The following is a 17,337-nucleotide window of genomic DNA, read 5'->3' on the forward strand; positions in this document are numbered from 1 at the left end:
AAATATACGACTATCTTTCGAAGCCATCTTTATCATTCTTCATTTTGTCTTTTTCCGCCCTGTAGAACTCATGGAACATTTTCATTAAAGCCCTTTTTTCAATGCGGGATACATAACTTCTGGAAATGCCGAGTTCTTTTGCAATCTCTCGTTGGGTCCGTTCTTTCTCAAGGTTCAATCCAAATCTGCCGACGATTACTTCCTTTTCCCTTTCATCCAATACATCGATATAGTCTTTAATCTTCTCTAACTCCATGTTTAGCTGAATCGTATCAAAAATATCCTCTGCATCAGACTTCAAAACATCAATGAGCGAGATTTCATTGCCTTCTTTGTCCTGTCCGATCGGATCGTGCAGGGATACATCTTTCCGTGTTTTTTTGAGCGCTCTGAGATGCATTAATATCTCATTTTCAATGCAGCGTGCCGCGTATGTCGCCAGTTTGGTTCCTTTCCCGAAGGAATAACTTTCAATGGCTTTAATTAATCCGATGGTACCAATGGAAATCAGATCTTCTGAATCTTCCCCAGTATTCTCAAACTTTTTGACAATATGGGCGACCAGGCGTAAATTATGCTCTATCAGCTTATTTCGTGCTTCTTCATCCCCGTCTGCCATCCTGATTAAATACTTTTTTTCATCGTCCGGAGAAAGCGGCTGAGGAAATGCATTATTTTTTACATAAGATACAAGGAAGATCAATTCTTTGAATAATAATCCAATAGCCGTCAGGATTCCCGACAATTCCTCACCCCCTGATGATTTTGCCCAGTGATTATAATATATGACTTCAATGGTGGACATTTGCTTGTCTTTAGAAAAATAGAGTTGTCCATAATCTCTTTGTCATGAAATGAAGGGAAAGCTTATCATATAATAAAAGAAATATGTTTAAAGGAGGATGATGAGATGAACTCGCATACATATTCCATGACATGGGACCTTGATGTTCTGTTTCCGGGGGGAAGTGCATCCGCTGAATTTTCTGCGCATGTCAAAAGAACAGAAAATGACATTGCCTCCTTTACAGCTTCACTCGAACAATGGAGTCACTCCGGCAAAAGCGTTTCCACACTTCGCAGCCTTTTGAAAAAGCTCCAGCAAGCGGAAATGGATTTGGAAGAGGCCGATTCATTCGTCACATGTCTCCAGGCCCAAAATACAAAAGACGTAAAAGCCAATGAGTTAAGAGGCTTTGTCACAAAACTAAAAGCGGAGCTCCGTACGGACTTAACTTCGTTTGACAAGGCGCTGGCGGAAATACCTGCTGCAACATGGAAACAATGGATGGAACAGAATGAATTAAAAGAGCTTGCATTTGTTTTGAATGAAAAAAGAAAACAAGCAGCTGATCAGCTGTCTAAAGAAGAAGAAGCAATCATTCATGCGCTTTCAACGGACGGTTACCACGGATGGGGAGAATTATATGACACAATCGCAGGTTCAATCAGCATTCCGTTTCAGGAAAATGGGGATCCTGTCCATCTATCTGCAGGTCAGGCGGAAAACAAGTTTGCAAGCCAGGATCGCAAATTAAGGAAGCGATTATTTTATGAATGGGAAAAAGCGTGGAGTGATAAGGCAGGACTTCTTTCTGATACAATCAATCACCTCTCTGGTTTCCGGCTTGCTGTCTACAGGCAGCGGGGCTGGGATGATGTAGTAAAAGAGGCGCTGGATGACAATCGAATGAGCAAAGAAACGTTGGATACGATGTGGAGGGTTGTATCACAAAACAAAGAACCTTTTACCCGATTTTTGAAAAGAAAGGCGCAGCTCCTTGGCGTAGAACAGCTGGATTGGTATGATTTGGATGCACCTGCTATACAATCACCGAGAACTTATCGGTACCAGGAAGGGGCATCTTTTATTATTGAACATTTTAAGGAATTTGGGGAGGAGCTTGCCGAATTTGCCGAAAAAGCTTTCCGCGGAAGATGGATTGAAGCGGAAGACCGGCCAGGAAAACAGCCGGGCGGCTTCTGTACATCATTTCCGCTGAGCGGACAGTCAAGGATATTTTTGACATATTCTGGAACATATGAAAATGTGTCTACTATTGCACACGAATTAGGACATGCTTTTCATGCGTATGCCATGAAAGATGTACATCCATTAAACACTCAGTATGCTATGAATGTTGCGGAGACAGCCTCAACTTTCGCTGAAACGATTGTAGCTGATGCCGCCTTGAAGATGGCTAAAGATGATCATGAGAAGCTGGCCCTGCTTGAAAGCAAGATTCAAAACTCCGTCGCCTATTTTATGAATATCCATGCACGTTTTCTGTTTGAGTCACGCTTTTATGAAGAACGTAAAAAAGGCATGGTGTCTGCTCCAAGACTGAACCAGCTGATGGAAGAAGCCCAGAAAGAAGCTTACGCGGATTCACTCGGACAATACCATCCATATTTTTGGGCATCCAAGCTCCATTTTTATATAACCGATGTTCCATTTTATCATTTCCCTTATACGTTTGGATACTTATTTTCCCTCGGTATATACGCAGAAGCTAAAAAGCACGGGAAAGGCTATGAACAGAAATATATGGCCCTTTTGAAGGATACCGGAAAAATGCGTGTCGAGGAGCTTGCGAAAAAACATTTGGATGCAGATTTGACTGAGGAAGGTTTTTGGCAGGCAGGAGTGGAGCTCTGTATCAAAGATATACAGGAGTTTCTTAAAATGACTGAGCCTCAAGTATCCTCTCAAGACTGCTAAAAACCGAAGGTTCGCCACTTGAACCTTCGGTTTCTTTTGAATTTAATCTAAAGATTTGATCATTTCCATAACCAGATTTGCTGAGTTCATTGAAGCTTTTTCAATAAATTGCTCAAAAGAAATTTCCGATTTCTGGCCCGCTATATCTGAAAGCGAGCGGATGACAACAAATGGAATGTTAAATTGATGGGCTACCTGCGCAATGGCGGCCCCTTCCATTTCAGCTGCCTGTAATTTCGGAAAGGTCTTTCGTACGAATTCTACTTTGGCCGGGTCGCTCATAAAAGTATCACCGGTCACAATCAGCCCTTTGACTGCTTTTATACCTTTAAGCACTTGAGCTGCAGCCTGGGCTGTCTTCATTAACTGTTCATCAGCCTTAAAAGCTTCAGGCAGCTGCGGAACCTGGCCGTAAGCATATCCAAACGCTGTGACATCTACATCATGGTGGCGGACTTCGTCTGATATGACCAGGTCCCCAATTTGTAACTCCGGATTATATCCCCCTGCAGATCCCGTATTAATCAAAACATCCGGTTGGTACCTTTCCATTAATATTGTAGCAGCCATGGCTGCATTTACTTTACCGATGCCGGCTTTGGATAAAATCACTTCATGCCCATACAATGTGCCGACAGCAAACTCACAATTCGCCACTGTTTCCGTTTTCGTTGCCCGGAATTGCTCCCGCAACAGTGTGACTTCCTCTTCCATTGCACCTATTACAGCTATTTTCATATGTTGATTAACTCCCTGTTCTTTATTATCTTTTATCGTTTTCAATTAATTTTTTGACCTCTACAGGCTTCCATCCCTCTCCTGAAATCCATTCAATATATACACGGTATGTATCATCGCTGCCCTTTTCGGACACCGTTAAGACGGCTTGATTTTCCGGATCTTCTCCGCCGGTCACCCACCAGTCGTTCATGTTATCGGCTGAAATACCAATCGCATATGCCGCAGCCTGAAGTTTTTCATTCCAATCAGTAGTTCCCATATTATAAGATGATTGATGTCCATTTTGCTCTGTTCCAATCGGCTTCCATGACGGATTGACAATGACCTTTTCAACATTGGGCTCGTCACTGTCCATTTCTCTTATTTCATCGGACTTCTCATCTTCTTCTGTGGACTCTTCATTACCTTGTTCCTCGTTCGGCTCAACTTCGGCGGTAGCTTCCTGCGTTTGTTCTGTTTGCTCAGAATCTGATTCATGATTGTCAGGAGGACTACCGGCCTGCTCTGTCTCACTGCCGCCCCCAAAAAAGATCGATCCTCCGACTAATAAGATTAAAACAAGGACAATGGCAATCAGCGTATTTAAAATAATATTTGTTTTTCTCCGTTTTGCCCGGCGTGCAGAGCGTGATTTTTCATCTTTGAAATCGATCGGCATTGATACAACCCCTCCCGTCATTGTACCTATAATATCATGCACAGGGGAAAACATGCATCCTTTTTTCATTTTGAAGGGTCGACGCGTTTTTACATGGCGTCTGATTGTGCCTGTATCATTTGAACAATATCAGCATACAGGAGATTGACTCCGCCCTGATCAATGGGAACATCCATATTGACGACCACAAGAACATATTGAGGATCTTCAAATGGAAAATACCCGGCAAACCATTTATGATGAAGCTGATGGTCATTTTGAATAACAGCTGTTTCCGCTGTACCAGTTTTTCCTGCTACTTGGATGGGAAGGTTATTCAGTACATGTCCTGTACCTTCCGGATCAGTTACAACCTTTCTGAGAAGCTTTTGAAGCTCCATCGCTGCAATAGGTGACACGTTTCCATTGTCTATGATTTGAGGCTCAAAAGATGTCATAACGGTTCCATCACCATACTGAATTTCGGATACTGCCCGGATGGACATTTTTTCTCCTCCCCTCGCGATCGAGGCCATCATGTTAGCTACAGAAATAGGGGCCAGCCGTACTTCCTGCTGTCCAATCCCTGTCTGAGCTATGAGATTTTTATCTTTTCTGCTCTCATTTTCGGCAAAAATTCTTCCGGTATCGTGCTCAAACTGTTTGAAATCATCTAACTGAAAAATATCTCCCTCCCAAGCGGCCGATTCAAGAAGCCCCAATTTTCTAGCATAATTCTCTAAAACCATGGGATCCTTTTCCAATAACTCTTGTGCCAATTCGGCAAAGGTTCGATTACAGCTCCTGGAAAAGCTGTCCTCAACATTTAGATGTCCAAGGTTACGTTCAGCAGGATTTCCCCTTATATCCAAGTCACATCGGTATCTGTCTTGATCACGGACTATTCCTTCCTCTATTGCAGCTGCAGCTACAACAGTTTTAAAAACCGATCCTGGGATCAGCTGGCTGAACATCATGTTCTTTGAGCCTTCATTCGAATAAGGGTTTTTTGTGTTCATTTGCGGCCTGGAAACGGCAGCCAATAGATCGTTTGTTTTTACATCCAGAAGGAGGGCTCCGCCTTTTTGGATCCCGTGCTTGTCTACAAGGGCTTCGACTTCTTTCTGAAGCGTTTGATCTATTGTTGTTTTAACCTGCAGTGGGTAAAAAGGGTTCGATTGACCTGCATATTTTACATCAATGCCAAAAAGAGGATTGCCATTCCCATCTACATGAAATACAAATTTCGTTTCATTTTCCGACTGCAAAAAATCATCAAATGTTTTTTCAAGTCCGGTTAACCCGATGGTTGTGTATCTCCAATCCTGATCTGGATAGCGTTTTTTAAATAATTCTTCATTTTCTCCGTAAATTCCGATCAGCTGGCCCGCCAGCCGTTTTTTCGGAAAGATTTTCTTTTTCACTGCAAGGACACCTGGTATATTCAATTGGTTAATGGCATCCGCCTGCGGGTCAGTTAATAGAATGGGGTCTTTTCCCCCTGCAATCATCGGTTCATCAGCATGTTCCACTTGACGAACAAGGATAGACTCGGGAACCTGTAAAATAGATGCAATTTCTTCACTTTTCCAATCCATTGATTGAATAAAAGGAAACAGAACAAGCACCGACTTTTCCTCATAAGACAAAGGCTGTCCGTCACGATCCAGAAATTGACCCCTGCCGTCATCCAGGATGAGCTCATGGGTTCTCTGGCGAACACTTTCCTTAACAAGGTTTACATGGCGGGAAGAAAAATTCTCGGTTTGAAATAATTGAATTTGCATCAACCGCCCAACGAGACCGCTGAGCATGAAAAAGAATATCAATGCAACTGCTAGCAGACGCTTTTTTGCCATTTCATACACTCCTCTTTCCCATTGTTGCCGCAGGAAAAGAGATGTAATCATGGCCTACTAAATTTCTGCTAAACGTTGTGACCCTATTTACATATAATTAAAAAAACACGGAAAGCTGCGGCCATCCGTGTTTTACTCGTTAACTGATAGAAATAATTTTTACTCTCATCTCGCCGCCGGGTGTCTGAACAGTTACTTCTTCATTCACCTTTTGCCCAAGCAAGCTTTTGGCAATGGGTGAGTCGTTGGAAATTTTTCCTTCAAACGGATCAGCTTCCGCACTGCCCACAATCGTATATGTTTCTTCATCACCATCAGGCAATTCAACAAACGTAACCGTTTTCCCAAGGGTTACTGTATCCGAATTCATCTCGTCATCTTCAATAATTTTTGCATTGCGGATCATATTTTCCAACGTGGTAATTCTTCCTTCAACAAATGCCTGCTCTTCCTTTGCCGAATCATACTCCGAGTTTTCTGAGAGATCCCCAAAGCTGCGGGCAACTTTGATCCGTTCAACGACTTCTTTTCTCCTTACAGTCTTTAAGTATTCCAGTTCCTGTTCTAATTTTTCTTTTCCGGCTGCTGTCATATGATATTCTTTTTCTGTAGCCATTTCCCTTCACTCCTTATTCATTCCACCATATCATTCGGCTGATGCCTATAAAAATACATGACAGCGCGCCACATGAAGGGCGCGCTATCGATTTAAGTAAATGCTTATATTCATTATCTATGCCATCATATTATAAAAATGACATTTATTCAAGAGCTTGCAGAGCTTATTTGGGAGATTTCGGTTTCTTTATATCTTTTGGCTGACTGCCAGTCCATCACCGGCAGGGATGATGCTTGTACGGTATTCCTCATGATTCATAAGAAACTGGTTGTATTCTTTCATTTTCCGAACGATGTTTTGAAGTCGCCGGTTCTCCACTTTTTCCTCTGCAACATAGCCTTTAAACAGCACGTTATCGGAATAGATGCAGCCTCCTTTGACAAGCAACTCACCGTACAGGTTAAAAAACTTCATATATTGACCTTTCGCCGCATCAATAAATACTGAATCGTAAGGGCCCAAAGCAGAGACATCTTCCACAAGATCCATGGCGTCTCCTGTCAAGACCGTAATTCGCTCCTCTTCTCCTGCAGTACGGATATAGCTTTTTGCCTGCTCCGCTCTAACCGGATCGATTTCAATGGTAGTAATCTTCGCATCAGGCAAAACATCAGCAATACGCAGTGCGGAGTATCCGATGGCCGTCCCAATTTCCAATATGTTGGCGGGTTGCTGAATACTCATGAACTGCAGCATGACATCGATGGCCGTCTGCTGCATAATTGGAACACGATCTTCCCTGGCGAACTTTTCCATGTCTAAAAATAAATCGTTTCTTGGAGGGAGCAGGGATTCGATATATCGGTCCATGAATTCATTCATGCTGGCGTGCCTCCTATTGTTTTCTTTTCTCCGTAATGTATTTCTTTTTAAGTTCATTGTGTTCCTTTAACGTTTCAGCATAATGAACCTTTCCTGTTCCATACTCGGCCAAGAAGTACAAATACTCACTTTCCGCAGGATTCAGGGCAGCCTTGATAGATGTCTCACCTGCATTTGAAATCGGACCGGGCGGAAGTCCCTTGACTTTGTAGGTATTATAGGGAGAATCCACTTCCAAGTCCTCATACAGCGTTCGGTCCTTATGTTCACCCAATGCATACAAAACGGTCGGATCTGTCTGAAGTGGCATATCCTCATCAAGACGATTATAAAACACACTGGAGATCATATGTCTGTCAGCTTTTTCGGTGGCTTCCTTTTCAATGATGGATGCCATGGTCAGCACCTCGTGAACACTCATCTCTTTCTCTGCCATCTTGTCCGAATATTTCACAACGATTTCCTGTGATTTTTGAATCATGGGATCTATGATTTCTTTGATCGACAAGTCTTCCTCAAAAAAGGAATAGGTCGCCGGGTACAAATATCCTTCCAATGGATGTTTAACATGGCTGTTAAAGGCATCGGCGGTCAGCAAGTCCGGATACTTATCTTGAAAATACTTCACAGTTTCCGCCTGATTCAATTCTTTTATGATTTCTTTCTTCGAGTAACCGGTCTGATCAGAGATCAACTCTGCAATTTGGTCCAATGAATACCCCTCAGGAATGGTTAATTTAAAAATCGGTTCAGAAGCCAAAATCCCAGCCTGCAGATTAGTCGAAATTTCCTTTAATGACATCGCAGGTGTAAATGTGTAATTTCCTGCCTGAAATCCGGATATATTATTGAACTTCACATAATACTTGAAGACGGAAGCATTTTTGATGACCCCTTTATCTTCAAGCAACTCTCCAATGGACGCAGTCGTTGAGCCGATCGGCACCTCCACCTGAATTTTTTCGTCACTCTTTGGATCTGCTGGTTTCAGTGCTGACTTTATATACACATAACTGCCAATTGCTGCTATTAAGAGCAACGCTCCAGCAGCGAGCATAATCATGGCGACAATTTTCCTGATGATCGCTGCCTCACTCCTTTTTTCGAGCAGACTTTCTCTGATTATTGCTGCCCGTGCTTCTTCATCTATTTTCTCCTTGCCCTTTATCATGATGCAGGGTTCCCCCTTCCCCATCGCTTTCGCACCACACCTATTATACAATAAATTTAACAAACGTCAGCGAATTTCCGCAGAATTGGTCGAATAGTTCCACACAGGAGCAAAAGCTGTTAAAGGAACGATCCATTCAGGAGAACTCTCGACATGAAAAAAAACCAAGCACGTGTCTATCAGACGGAGCTTAGGAGCCGGGTACTGCTTAAGGATATCCTCTGGTACTTGTTATACAGAGCTGGAGGGGGCAGATTTCGGTATGCGGGCATGGAAACCTCGAGCATGCAATCAAATCCCAATCACATGAAAAATGCCGGCCCAAGGACATTGGGCCGGCAAAGTTTTTATTCCTCTTCTTCAGCAAGAAATGTATTGAGCATTTCTTCAATCATATCCCATTCTTCATCCGTCTCGATCGCCTTTAGATCACCGGCTTCGTCTTCTTCGTTCGGTACATAAGAGGAAGCATGAATTTCAATTTCTTCGTCTTCACTTGCGCCGGCCGGATAGTAAAGAACATAGGATTTATCGAACTCCTCGGAGTCAAACGTGAAGAGGATTTCAAATAGTTCTTCGTTTCCTTCTTCATCTACAACGGTAATAAAATTTTCGGCATTTTCCATCGTTTTCACCTCTTTATCTTTGGCTGTCCAAAAAATTTTGCAGAATCATAGCAGCTGCCATCTTATCAATGACTTTCCTTCTTTTTTTTCTGCTGACATCCGCTGAAAGAAGTACCCGTTCCGCTGCCATCGTACTCAGGCGTTCATCCCACAACTCTACAGGCAAGTGAAACTTTTCTTTCAGCTGTTCAGCAAAAGACATGGATGCTTCGCCGCGAGGTCCTATGGTATTGTTCATATTTTTGGGAAGACCTACAACGATTTTTTCCACATCGTACTCTTTTATAATTTGACCAATCCGCTCAAATCCAAACATCCTCTTTTCTTCATTTATGGATACCGTCTCGATCCCTTGTGCGGTCCAGCCCATTTCATCACTGACCGCTACACCCACTGTTTTGGATCCTACATCCAGGCCCATTACTCTCAAATTATTTCTCCTCACGATGCTGCTTTAAATAGGACTTCACCAGCTCTTCAATGATTTCATCCCGTTCAAGCTTTCTCATCATATTCCTGGCATCCTGATGCCTTGGAATATAGGCCGGATCGCCGGAAAGCAAATACCCGACGATTTGGTTAATTGGATTGTACCCTTTTTCTTGAAGAGCTCCGTACACATGAAGCAAAACCTCTTTGACATCATGTTCCATCGGATCTTCATAAAACTCAAAACGCATTGTTTTATCAAATGAGCCCATTTACAACAACACCTCTTTCAGAACTTGGCGCACACCTGCAATTCAACGTTACCTTCATTGTACATGATTTGAACCCGTATTCAAACGGATTTTACCCATTCACTGACATAAGATAAGGCAGATTCCAGTTGATCAGGGTTTTTTCCGCCTGCCTGAGCCATATCAGGGCGCCCGCCGCCGCCCCCGCCGCAGCGGACTGCCACTTCTTTCACAAGCTTTCCGGCATGATACCCTTTTTTAATTAAGTCTTTTGTAACTCCGGCAATAATACTCACTTTTCCATTTTGAGCGGAACCCAGAACGACAATACCTGATCCAAGCTGCTGTTTTAAATCATCACCCATATTTCTTAATGTATTCATGTCGGCTCCTTGCACAGAGCTGACAAGAACTTTTACTCCATTGATTTCTTCGGTTTTTTGAATTAGGCTTCCTGCTTCCACATGTGCAAGTTTAGATGTCAGTGACTCATTTTCTCTTTGCAATTCTTTCATTTCCTGCAGCAGTGTATCCAGTCGGCCCACTGCGTTTTCGGGCTTCGTTTTTAACATATCAGCCATTGTATGCAAATCATTGACCTTCGCGTTCATTAATCGAAAGGCATGCTCCCCCGTTACAGCTTCTATCCTTCGTACCCCGGCACCAATTCCACTTTCTGAAACAATTTTAAACAAACCGATTTCTGCTGTATTGGATACATGGCACCCTCCACATAATTCAAGACTATCCCCAGCAGCTACTACACGTACAGTTTCCCCATATTTTTCGCCAAACAGTGCCATAGCTCCCATTTCCCTGGCTTCCGACAAGCTGGTTAATTTCGTTTGTACCACATGATTGGCCCAAATTTCCCTGTTAACCTTTTCTTCAACGCTTTTCAGTTCTTCGCCGGTAACAGCCCCAAAGTGCGAGAAGTCAAAACGCAGGCGTTCCGGGCCGACATAGGAACCTGCCTGATTCACATGAGTACCCAGCACTTCCTTCAATGCTCTATGGAGAAGGTGAGTCGCAGTATGGTTCTTAGTAATCTGATGGCGCATATCCAGATCAATTTTTGCTGTTACACTGCTGCCGGATTGCATCCTTCCTTCTTTTACCAAACCGGTATGAAGGTTCTGTCCATTCGGCGCTTTTGTCACCTTTGTTACTTGTACAACTCCGTGTGGGCCGCTTACAGTCCCGTGATCAGCTACCTGTCCTCCGCTTTCAGCATAAAAAGGCGTGACATCCAGAATCAACTGAATTTCATCACCAGTTGCTGCTTCCTCAACCAACTCGCCATCCTTCAGCATAGCCATCACAGTCGACTGCATTTCAAACTGCTCGTAACCGACAAATTCACTGGTTTCTGTAATTTCAGCCAGAGTGCTGTTTTGTACTTGCATGGATTCTTCTTCGTTTCTGGCAGCACGAGCTCTTTCTCTTTGCTTTTCCATTTCATTGGCAAAGCCTTCGTGATCTATTTTTAAATTTTGCTCTTGTGCGTACTCCTCGGTCAGCTCGACAGGAAATCCATACGTATCGTACAGACGGAACACATCCTCGCCAGATATCATGTCTTTCCCTTCCGACTTTGCCTTTCTCATGACTGCTGTAAGGATTTCCAGTCCTTCATGCAGCGTTTCATGGAAACGATCCTCTTCATTTTTAATGACGCGCTGGACGAATTCAGTGTCCTCCATGACTTTCGGGTAAAAATCATTCATCATTTCTCCAACAACCGGGACCAGTTTGTACATAAATGGTTTTTCCATTCCCAGGTCTTTCCCATATCGGACAGCTCTGCGCAACAGCCTCCTTAATACATACCCGCGCCCTTCATTGGAAGGCAGCGCACCGTCACTTACAGCGAACACCACTGTACGAACATGATCTGCAATTACTTTAAAAGCTGTATCTTTTTCAGGCGTTTCCCCATATGACTCTCCGGACAGTTTTTCTGTTTGATGGATAATCGGCATAAATAGATCGGTCTCAAAGTTTGTCGGCACATTTTGAATAACGGAAGCCATTCGCTCAAGGCCCATTCCGGTATCAATATTCTTCTTTGGAAGCGGTGTATAGGTCCCGTCAGGATTATGGTTGAACTGTGAAAATACAAGGTTCCAGATTTCAAGATACCGTTCATTTTCCCCCCCTGGAAACAGTTCAGGATCCTTCGGGTCATCCCCATATTCCGGACCCCGGTCATAGAAAATCTCCGAGTTGGGACCGCTGGGCCCTTCACCGATATCCCAAAAATTCTCCTTTAAACGGATGATTCTCTCTTCGGGCAATCCAATCATTTGGTGCCATAATTCAAACGCTTCATCATCTTCGGGATGAATCGTCACCGATAGTTTGTCCGGATCAAGGGCCATCCATTTTTCACTCGTTAAAAATTCCCATGCCCACTCAATAGCTTCCTTTTTAAAATAATCACCGATGGAAAAATTCCCGAGCATTTCAAAAAATGTATGATGTCTTGCAGTTTTACCGACGTTTTCAATATCGTTGGTACGAATGGATTTCTGTGCGTTGACAATACGCGGGTTTTCAGGTATTTCTCTCCCGTCAAAATATTTCTTCAATGTTGCAACACCACTGTTGATCCACAATAAAGATGGATCATCATGAGGAATTAAAGAAGCACTGGGTTCCACCGTATGTCCTTTTTCTTTAAAAAAATCTAAAAACATCTGTCTAATTTGTGAGCCGGTCAGCTTTTTCATAGTGATTTCCTCCTCTTTTTCCAGAAATGAAAAAAAGCCTCTCCCCATCCAGGGGCGAAGCTTGTACGCGGTACCACCCTGATTTAGCAAAAAAAGATTTGCTGTCTCTCAGGACCTTAACGCGGTAAACGGCAGCCATTAACTGCTCTCCGGATTAGCTCAATATTACTCTTCATCTGGAATTTCTTTCAGCCTGGGAAATTCCTCTCTTCCGCAATTTGCTCAGATGGGCTGTAATATGAATGGATCCTTCCTCGATTTCATGTCATTTAGCTAATAGAAATTATAGGGAATACAATTTCCTTTGTCAATCTTAAGTTCGCTTAGATTCAATCAGATAATTTCGGGAATGCACAACAGCCACCTTGATGATCGCTAAAAGCGGAACTGCTACGACCATGCCAATCACTCCCCCAGCTTCTCCGCCAATGATTAAAGCAGCAATAATAAATAAGGGATGAATGTTAATAGACTTCCCTACAATGAAAGGCGAAAGAATATTTCCCTCCAGAAATTGCAGCAGCAGAATAATACCGGCTGCCATGACGGCCATCTTGATGGAGGTTAATACTGCAAAGGAAACGACCGGGACAGCACCAATGAAAGGACCAAAGTACGGGATGATATTTGTAAAGGCTACAATGGACCCCATAATTACTGGATAATCAAGGCCTATCAGCCAGAATAATAAACTTGAAATGATTCCGATAATTGTGCAAACCAGCAGTTGTCCACGAATGTATCCTCCGAGAGATAAGTTCACCGCAGTAAGAAACTCTTTACCTTGTTTTCGCCATTTTTTCGGAGTTATATACCATGCAGCTTTTTTAATTAATTCAACATCTTTCAATATGTAAAAAGAAATAAACGGGATCACTGCAACAACTAAAATAAAATCAATAAGACCTTTGAAAGCAGTCAATACCTTCTCTAAAAAACCATTCAGCCATTGTTCAAAAGCGTCTACACGTTCTTCCACCTGCATTTGGACACCGTCCGGCAATCTTGAGGCAGAGTCATGTAAATCCCGCACCAGATTTTTGTAATAAGCTGCCAATTCAGGGACATGCTCTGAGAAATGGTAAATTTGCTGTACTGCAATGGGTATTCCGACATACAGTGCAAAACCGGTTCCACCAAAAAACAAGGCATAAATGATCAAAATGGCGGCGGTACGTTTGATGCCCAAATGCTCTAGTTTCTCAACCACCGGATATAACAAATAAGCGATAAACCCGCCAATGATAAATGGAAGCAATCCGATTCCCACAATGGTCAATACCGGTTTCCACAGCGGCTTAATCAGTAATAAACAATATAAGGTGATACATAATAACAAAATGACAGCCAAAATATATAAGAGCCGAAACCGCTTTTGTTTCAACATGTTCCCTCCTTCGATTAGCTTTCGCCACTTTCAACGATTTTAATCGAAGGATCCATAAAAATGCTTTGGGACGGATAAGCTTTATTTTTGGATTAAATGCTTGTAAAAGCATCCATACATCCTTGAGACATTCAGAAAAAGCATAGGTGCTTCAAACCAATCTATGTACAATTCGCAGATAAAAATTTTTTCAAAAACAAGAGGCCGCCTGCTATAGGCAGCCTCTAACTAAGTTTGCGTTCCCGCTCATCAAACAGGTCGTCCAAGGAACTCAAGGTACCATCTTCTTCCACTTGGTGTGTATAAATAATTTCTTTTCCAATGGAAAGTTCAATGAAGCAATTCCAGCAATAGTACTGATTGACTCCAATTTTACCAAGGTCCTTGCTTTGACAGTTCGGGCATTTCATCATGAATCTGGCCACCTCGCTGGTTCATTGCTGACAGGATGATTGCATCTTTTCCAATATTCGGCGGTTCCAGGGTACGGATGACCCGCTTCCCTTCCGTAATATCGCTAAAGAAGCCGTCTGTCAGCTCATATCCAACGATTTTTCCCTCTTTTTCCAAAAAATATACGTCATCCAGCAAACCAAGCTGTTCTCCATCCGGAGTCATGGCTGCTTTTCTGGATAATGACTGGCCATGATGCATGGTATATTCCCCTTCTGTCTCCTGATATTTTGAATGCCTGTCCAAATCTTCGACCATAATTCCATCTTCTCCGTAAGATGAAATGGATGAAACAGGAAGCCGCAATTTTTTACCTATGATCCCTTTTACCTGCAGCAACAGATCTGTTACCTTTCCCTCTTCGCCAATGCAAATATCACAAACCTCACCCAGCAGTTCGCCATTCCTGCTATAAACAGGCATGCCTTTTAATAAAGAAAATGTCCGCAAAAAGAAACACCGCCTTTTTCGAACATTTTTATTTTCTGCTCAGTCGAGGAAATCATAAGGTGAAACATTTTCCATGCCGATCATTGGATCAACCATAAATAACCGTTGTTCATAGGGCATTTCCTCTTGCAAGCCATTATTTATTTCTTCTTTTGGCTCAAGCTCGCCAGTGAGCTTTTCTTTTAAAGTAGTCTGCCTTTGTTGATCATCTTCTCTCTCAATTCCCATACGAAAGGCGCTTTCTTCACCACATAAAATAAGAAACTGCTTGCTTCTTGTGATAGCTGTGTACAGCAAATTTCTTCGAAGCATGCGGTAATAATTCCTCACCACCGGGATGATGACAATCGGAAACTCACTGCCCTGGGATTTATGAATGGAACAGCAAAAAGCATGCGTGATTTGATGAAAGTCCTGTCTCATATATGTGACTTCTGTTCCTTCAAAAGACACGATGATCATATCTTGTTTATCCACGTTCTCTTTGGCATACATAATAGAAATAATTTCTCCGATATCTCCATTAAATACGTTTTTTTCCGGCTGATTGACAAGCTGCAGCACCTTGTCCCCGATCCTGAATTTTGTTTCTCGGAGAGTAATTTCTTTATTTCGTTTTTCTTTTTTTGGATTTAATATGTCCTGCAGAATTTTATTCAGATGGTCAATGCCGGCCGGACCCCTGTACATGGGAGCCAACACTTGAATATCTTTTGCAGAGTATCCTTTTTGAATGGCGTTTTTTACAACCTGTTCGACCACATCCCCGATTTGCTGTGCCTGGCATTTAATAAATGACCGGTCTTTTCGTTGGACTGACACATCATGGGGAATACGGCCATTCTTGATATCATGAGCCAAATCGACAATGGATGAACCATCTTCCTGACGGTAAATATCCGTTAATTCCACTACCGGCAGTATACCGGAAGCCAGCAGGTCTTTCAGTACCTGTCCGGGACCTACAGAAGGCAATTGGTCTTCATCCCCGACAAGGACCACTTGAATAGTTTCCGGAAGAGACTTAAACAGTTGATGTGCAAGCCATGTGTCCACCATTGACATTTCATCGATGATGATCATATTACCCTCTATTTGGCGCTCTCCTTCAGTGTCCAGATCTTCCTGGCCGGTCATGCCAAGCAGTCTATGGATCGTCATAGCTGGAAGACCCGTTGACTCAGACATCCTTTTGGCTGCCCGTCCCGTAGGAGCAGCCAATATAAAAGGAAACACATCACCGCGTTTATATGCATGCGGATCGAGCGAGCAGCCGTGAAGTTCTGCATACAATTCAACAATCCCTTTGATCACCGTTGTTTTTCCAGTCCCTGGTCCTCCTGTCAGGATCATAAGGGGGCTGGTGAGGGCCGTGTGAATCGCTTCTCTCTGGGAAGGTCCATATTGAACCCCGAGCCTTTCTTCCAACTTCCCAAGTGCCATTAAAAACTCAGATTCAGGAAATTGGTCTGCGTACTGCTTTTGCTCCAAAATTTCCCGGATGTTTGTGACGATTCCTTTCTCTGAAAAGTAAAGGGAAGGCAAGTATATGCGCTGTTCCTCGCCAATGATTTTCCCTTCTTCCTTTAATTGAATCAGTGCATCACTGATGAGGGAATAAGAAGTATCAACCGGCCGGCTGCTTTCGAGAAGCTTTTTAACCTGTTCAAGAAGCTGTTCCGCTTCCAGATACACATGTCCATTTTGCATACACTGCTGTTCTAAAATAAATAAGCATCCGGCTTTTACCCGATCCGGATGGTTCCCCTCAATCCCCAGCTGAATCCCCAGTTCATCTGCTCTTCCAAAGCCTACACCTTCTACATCTTCAATCAGCCGGTAGGGATTTTCCTCAATCATAGCAACCGTATCTTCCTTGTAGACCTGATAGATTTTCATCGATATTTGCGGACCGAATCCATATTCATTCAAACGGATCATTACTTGCTCAAGTCCTTGGTGTTCCATCAGCGTTTCGTATATATTTTTTGCAGCCTCTTGTGAAATACGAGGAATTTTTTTAAGGACTGACGGGTTGCTTAATATCTGGCTGATGGCATTTTCACCCAGTGAGTCAACAATTTTTTTCGCGGTCTTTTCCCCGATCCCGGCAAACAAATCGCTGGATAAATACGAAACAATCCCTTGTTTTGTCTGGGGTAATTCTTTTTTAAAGTGACGGGCATGAAATTGGAGTCCAAATTTAGGATGTTCTTTGAGACCACCATAAAAGATATATGTTTCCTGTTCATGAATTTTTGGAAAATAGCCTGTAACCACCGCTTCTTTTTCCTTATATTCCTCATTTGTTTCCTCAACTTTAACCCGGACAACAGAGTAAAGGTTTTGTTCATTATGAAATATGGTCAAGAGGTGCCGGCCTTTTATGAATTTTTCTTCTTCGGAAATAAGTTCATTCGATTTCATCGGCGGTCCCT

16 protein-coding genes are annotated in these 17,337 nt (G+C 42.8%); 1 reads left to right on the forward strand and 15 read right to left on the reverse strand.

The window, feature by feature from the left end; genetic code table 11:
• Positions 1-10: 10 nt before the first annotated feature.
• On the reverse strand, positions 11-745 hold the full coding sequence (sigK, locus tag ACFSCZ_RS01790) for an RNA polymerase sporulation sigma factor SigK (protein ID WP_380771932.1): 735 nt from the start codon (positions 743-745) through the stop codon (positions 11-13).
• A 165-nt stretch (positions 746-910) separates the two neighbouring features.
• On the opposite strand from sigK, the gene ACFSCZ_RS01795 reads away from it, so the two are divergent.
• Entirely contained in the window at positions 911-2,722 is a 1,812-nt protein-coding gene (locus tag ACFSCZ_RS01795; protein ID WP_380771933.1) for a M3 family oligoendopeptidase, read from the forward strand.
• Between the two features lie 42 nt (positions 2,723-2,764).
• On the opposite strand, the gene mtnN is transcribed toward ACFSCZ_RS01795, so the two are convergent.
• The 14 genes from mtnN to recD2 all read right to left on the reverse strand — a co-directional run bounded on the left by mtnN (position 2,765) and on the right by recD2 (position 17,326).
• Positions 2,765-3,460 (reverse strand): 5'-methylthioadenosine/S-adenosylhomocysteine nucleosidase, encoded by a 696-nt coding sequence (gene mtnN / locus ACFSCZ_RS01800; protein ID WP_380771935.1) that lies wholly within the window; start codon positions 3,458-3,460, stop codon positions 2,765-2,767.
• A gap of 25 nt (positions 3,461-3,485) precedes the next feature.
• On the reverse strand, positions 3,486-4,121 hold the full coding sequence (locus ACFSCZ_RS01805) for a YrrS family protein (RefSeq protein ID WP_380771937.1): 636 nt from the start codon (positions 4,119-4,121) through the stop codon (positions 3,486-3,488).
• A gap of 89 nt (positions 4,122-4,210) precedes the next feature.
• A complete protein-coding gene (locus tag ACFSCZ_RS01810; RefSeq protein ID WP_380771939.1) occupies positions 4,211-5,959 on the reverse strand; it encodes a peptidoglycan D,D-transpeptidase FtsI family protein in 1,749 nt (582 codons plus the stop codon).
• Between the two features lie 139 nt (positions 5,960-6,098).
• Positions 6,099-6,575, reverse strand: coding sequence for a transcription elongation factor GreA (gene greA, locus ACFSCZ_RS01815; protein WP_380771940.1), 477 nt, complete (start codon positions 6,573-6,575; stop codon positions 6,099-6,101).
• A gap of 189 nt (positions 6,576-6,764) precedes the next feature.
• Positions 6,765-7,400: an O-methyltransferase gene (locus tag ACFSCZ_RS01820; protein ID WP_380771943.1), complete on the reverse strand. Its 636-nt coding sequence runs from the start codon at positions 7,398-7,400 to the stop codon at positions 6,765-6,767.
• Between the two features lie 13 nt (positions 7,401-7,413).
• The gene (mltG, locus tag ACFSCZ_RS01825) at positions 7,414-8,571 is read right to left on the reverse strand and encodes an endolytic transglycosylase MltG (RefSeq protein WP_380771945.1); all 1,158 of its coding nucleotides are present in this window, start codon (positions 8,569-8,571) and stop codon (positions 7,414-7,416) included.
• Positions 8,572-8,918: 347 nt separating this feature from the next.
• Complete coding sequence (locus ACFSCZ_RS01830) at positions 8,919-9,197, reverse strand: DUF1292 domain-containing protein (protein WP_380771949.1); 279 nt, start codon at positions 9,195-9,197, stop codon at positions 8,919-8,921.
• A 13-nt stretch (positions 9,198-9,210) separates the two neighbouring features.
• Positions 9,211-9,627, reverse strand: a complete 417-nt coding sequence (gene ruvX, locus ACFSCZ_RS01835) for a Holliday junction resolvase RuvX (RefSeq protein ID WP_380771951.1) — start codon at positions 9,625-9,627, stop codon at positions 9,211-9,213.
• 1 nt (position 9,628) lies between these two features.
• Complete coding sequence (locus tag ACFSCZ_RS01840) at positions 9,629-9,898, reverse strand: IreB family regulatory phosphoprotein (RefSeq protein ID WP_380771955.1); 270 nt, start codon at positions 9,896-9,898, stop codon at positions 9,629-9,631.
• 80 nt (positions 9,899-9,978) lie between these two features.
• Positions 9,979-12,609, reverse strand: coding sequence for an alanine--tRNA ligase (gene alaS, locus ACFSCZ_RS01845; protein WP_380771957.1), 2,631 nt, complete (start codon positions 12,607-12,609; stop codon positions 9,979-9,981).
• A 313-nt stretch (positions 12,610-12,922) separates the two neighbouring features.
• On the reverse strand, positions 12,923-13,996 hold the full coding sequence (locus ACFSCZ_RS01850; RefSeq protein WP_380771958.1) for an AI-2E family transporter: 1,074 nt from the start codon (positions 13,994-13,996) through the stop codon (positions 12,923-12,925).
• Positions 13,997-14,220: 224 nt separating this feature from the next.
• A complete protein-coding gene (locus ACFSCZ_RS01855; protein WP_120068728.1) occupies positions 14,221-14,409 on the reverse strand; it encodes a hypothetical protein in 189 nt (62 codons plus the stop codon).
• The gene (locus ACFSCZ_RS01860; RefSeq protein ID WP_380771959.1) at positions 14,369-14,899 is read right to left on the reverse strand and encodes a PRC-barrel domain-containing protein; all 531 of its coding nucleotides are present in this window, start codon (positions 14,897-14,899) and stop codon (positions 14,369-14,371) included. The genes ACFSCZ_RS01855 and ACFSCZ_RS01860 overlap by 41 nt, the downstream gene beginning before the upstream one ends.
• 39 nt (positions 14,900-14,938) lie before the next feature.
• Positions 14,939-17,326 carry an SF1B family DNA helicase RecD2 gene (gene recD2, locus ACFSCZ_RS01865; protein WP_380771961.1) on the reverse strand — a complete coding sequence of 796 codons (2,388 nt, stop codon included), beginning with the start codon at positions 17,324-17,326 and terminating at the stop codon, positions 14,939-14,941.
• Positions 17,327-17,337 lie beyond the last annotated feature (11 nt).

Origin of the sequence: Siminovitchia sediminis, assembly GCF_042680885.1 — a bacterium.
GTDB lineage: Bacteria > Bacillota > Bacilli > Bacillales > Bacillaceae_C > Siminovitchia > Siminovitchia sediminis.

Coding starts and splice junctions, on each gene's coding strand:
- ACFSCZ_RS01795 (WP_380771933.1), top strand. CDS start 911: ATGAACTCGCATACATATTCCATGACATGGGACCTTGATGTTCTGTTT.
- mtnN (WP_380771935.1), bottom strand. CDS start 3,460: ATGAAAATAGCTGTAATAGGTGCAATGGAAGAGGAAGTCACACTGTTG.
- ACFSCZ_RS01805 (WP_380771937.1), bottom strand. CDS start 4,121: ATGCCGATCGATTTCAAAGATGAAAAATCACGCTCTGCACGCCGGGCA.
- ACFSCZ_RS01810 (WP_380771939.1), bottom strand. CDS start 5,959: ATGGCAAAAAAGCGTCTGCTAGCAGTTGCATTGATATTCTTTTTCATG.
- greA (WP_380771940.1), bottom strand. CDS start 6,575: ATGGCTACAGAAAAAGAATATCATATGACAGCAGCCGGAAAAGAAAAA.
- ACFSCZ_RS01820 (WP_380771943.1), bottom strand. CDS start 7,400: ATGAATGAATTCATGGACCGATATATCGAATCCCTGCTCCCTCCAAGA.
- mltG (WP_380771945.1), bottom strand. CDS start 8,571: ATGATAAAGGGCAAGGAGAAAATAGATGAAGAAGCACGGGCAGCAATA.
- ACFSCZ_RS01830 (WP_380771949.1), bottom strand. CDS start 9,197: ATGGAAAATGCCGAAAATTTTATTACCGTTGTAGATGAAGAAGGAAAC.
- ACFSCZ_RS01840 (WP_380771955.1), bottom strand. CDS start 9,898: ATGGGCTCATTTGATAAAACAATGCGTTTTGAGTTTTATGAAGATCCG.
- alaS (WP_380771957.1), bottom strand. CDS start 12,609: ATGAAAAAGCTGACCGGCTCACAAATTAGACAGATGTTTTTAGATTTT.
- ACFSCZ_RS01850 (WP_380771958.1), bottom strand. CDS start 13,996: ATGTTGAAACAAAAGCGGTTTCGGCTCTTATATATTTTGGCTGTCATT.
- ACFSCZ_RS01855 (WP_120068728.1), bottom strand. CDS start 14,409: ATGATGAAATGCCCGAACTGTCAAAGCAAGGACCTTGGTAAAATTGGA.
- recD2 (WP_380771961.1), bottom strand. CDS start 17,326: ATGAAATCGAATGAACTTATTTCCGAAGAAGAAAAATTCATAAAAGGC.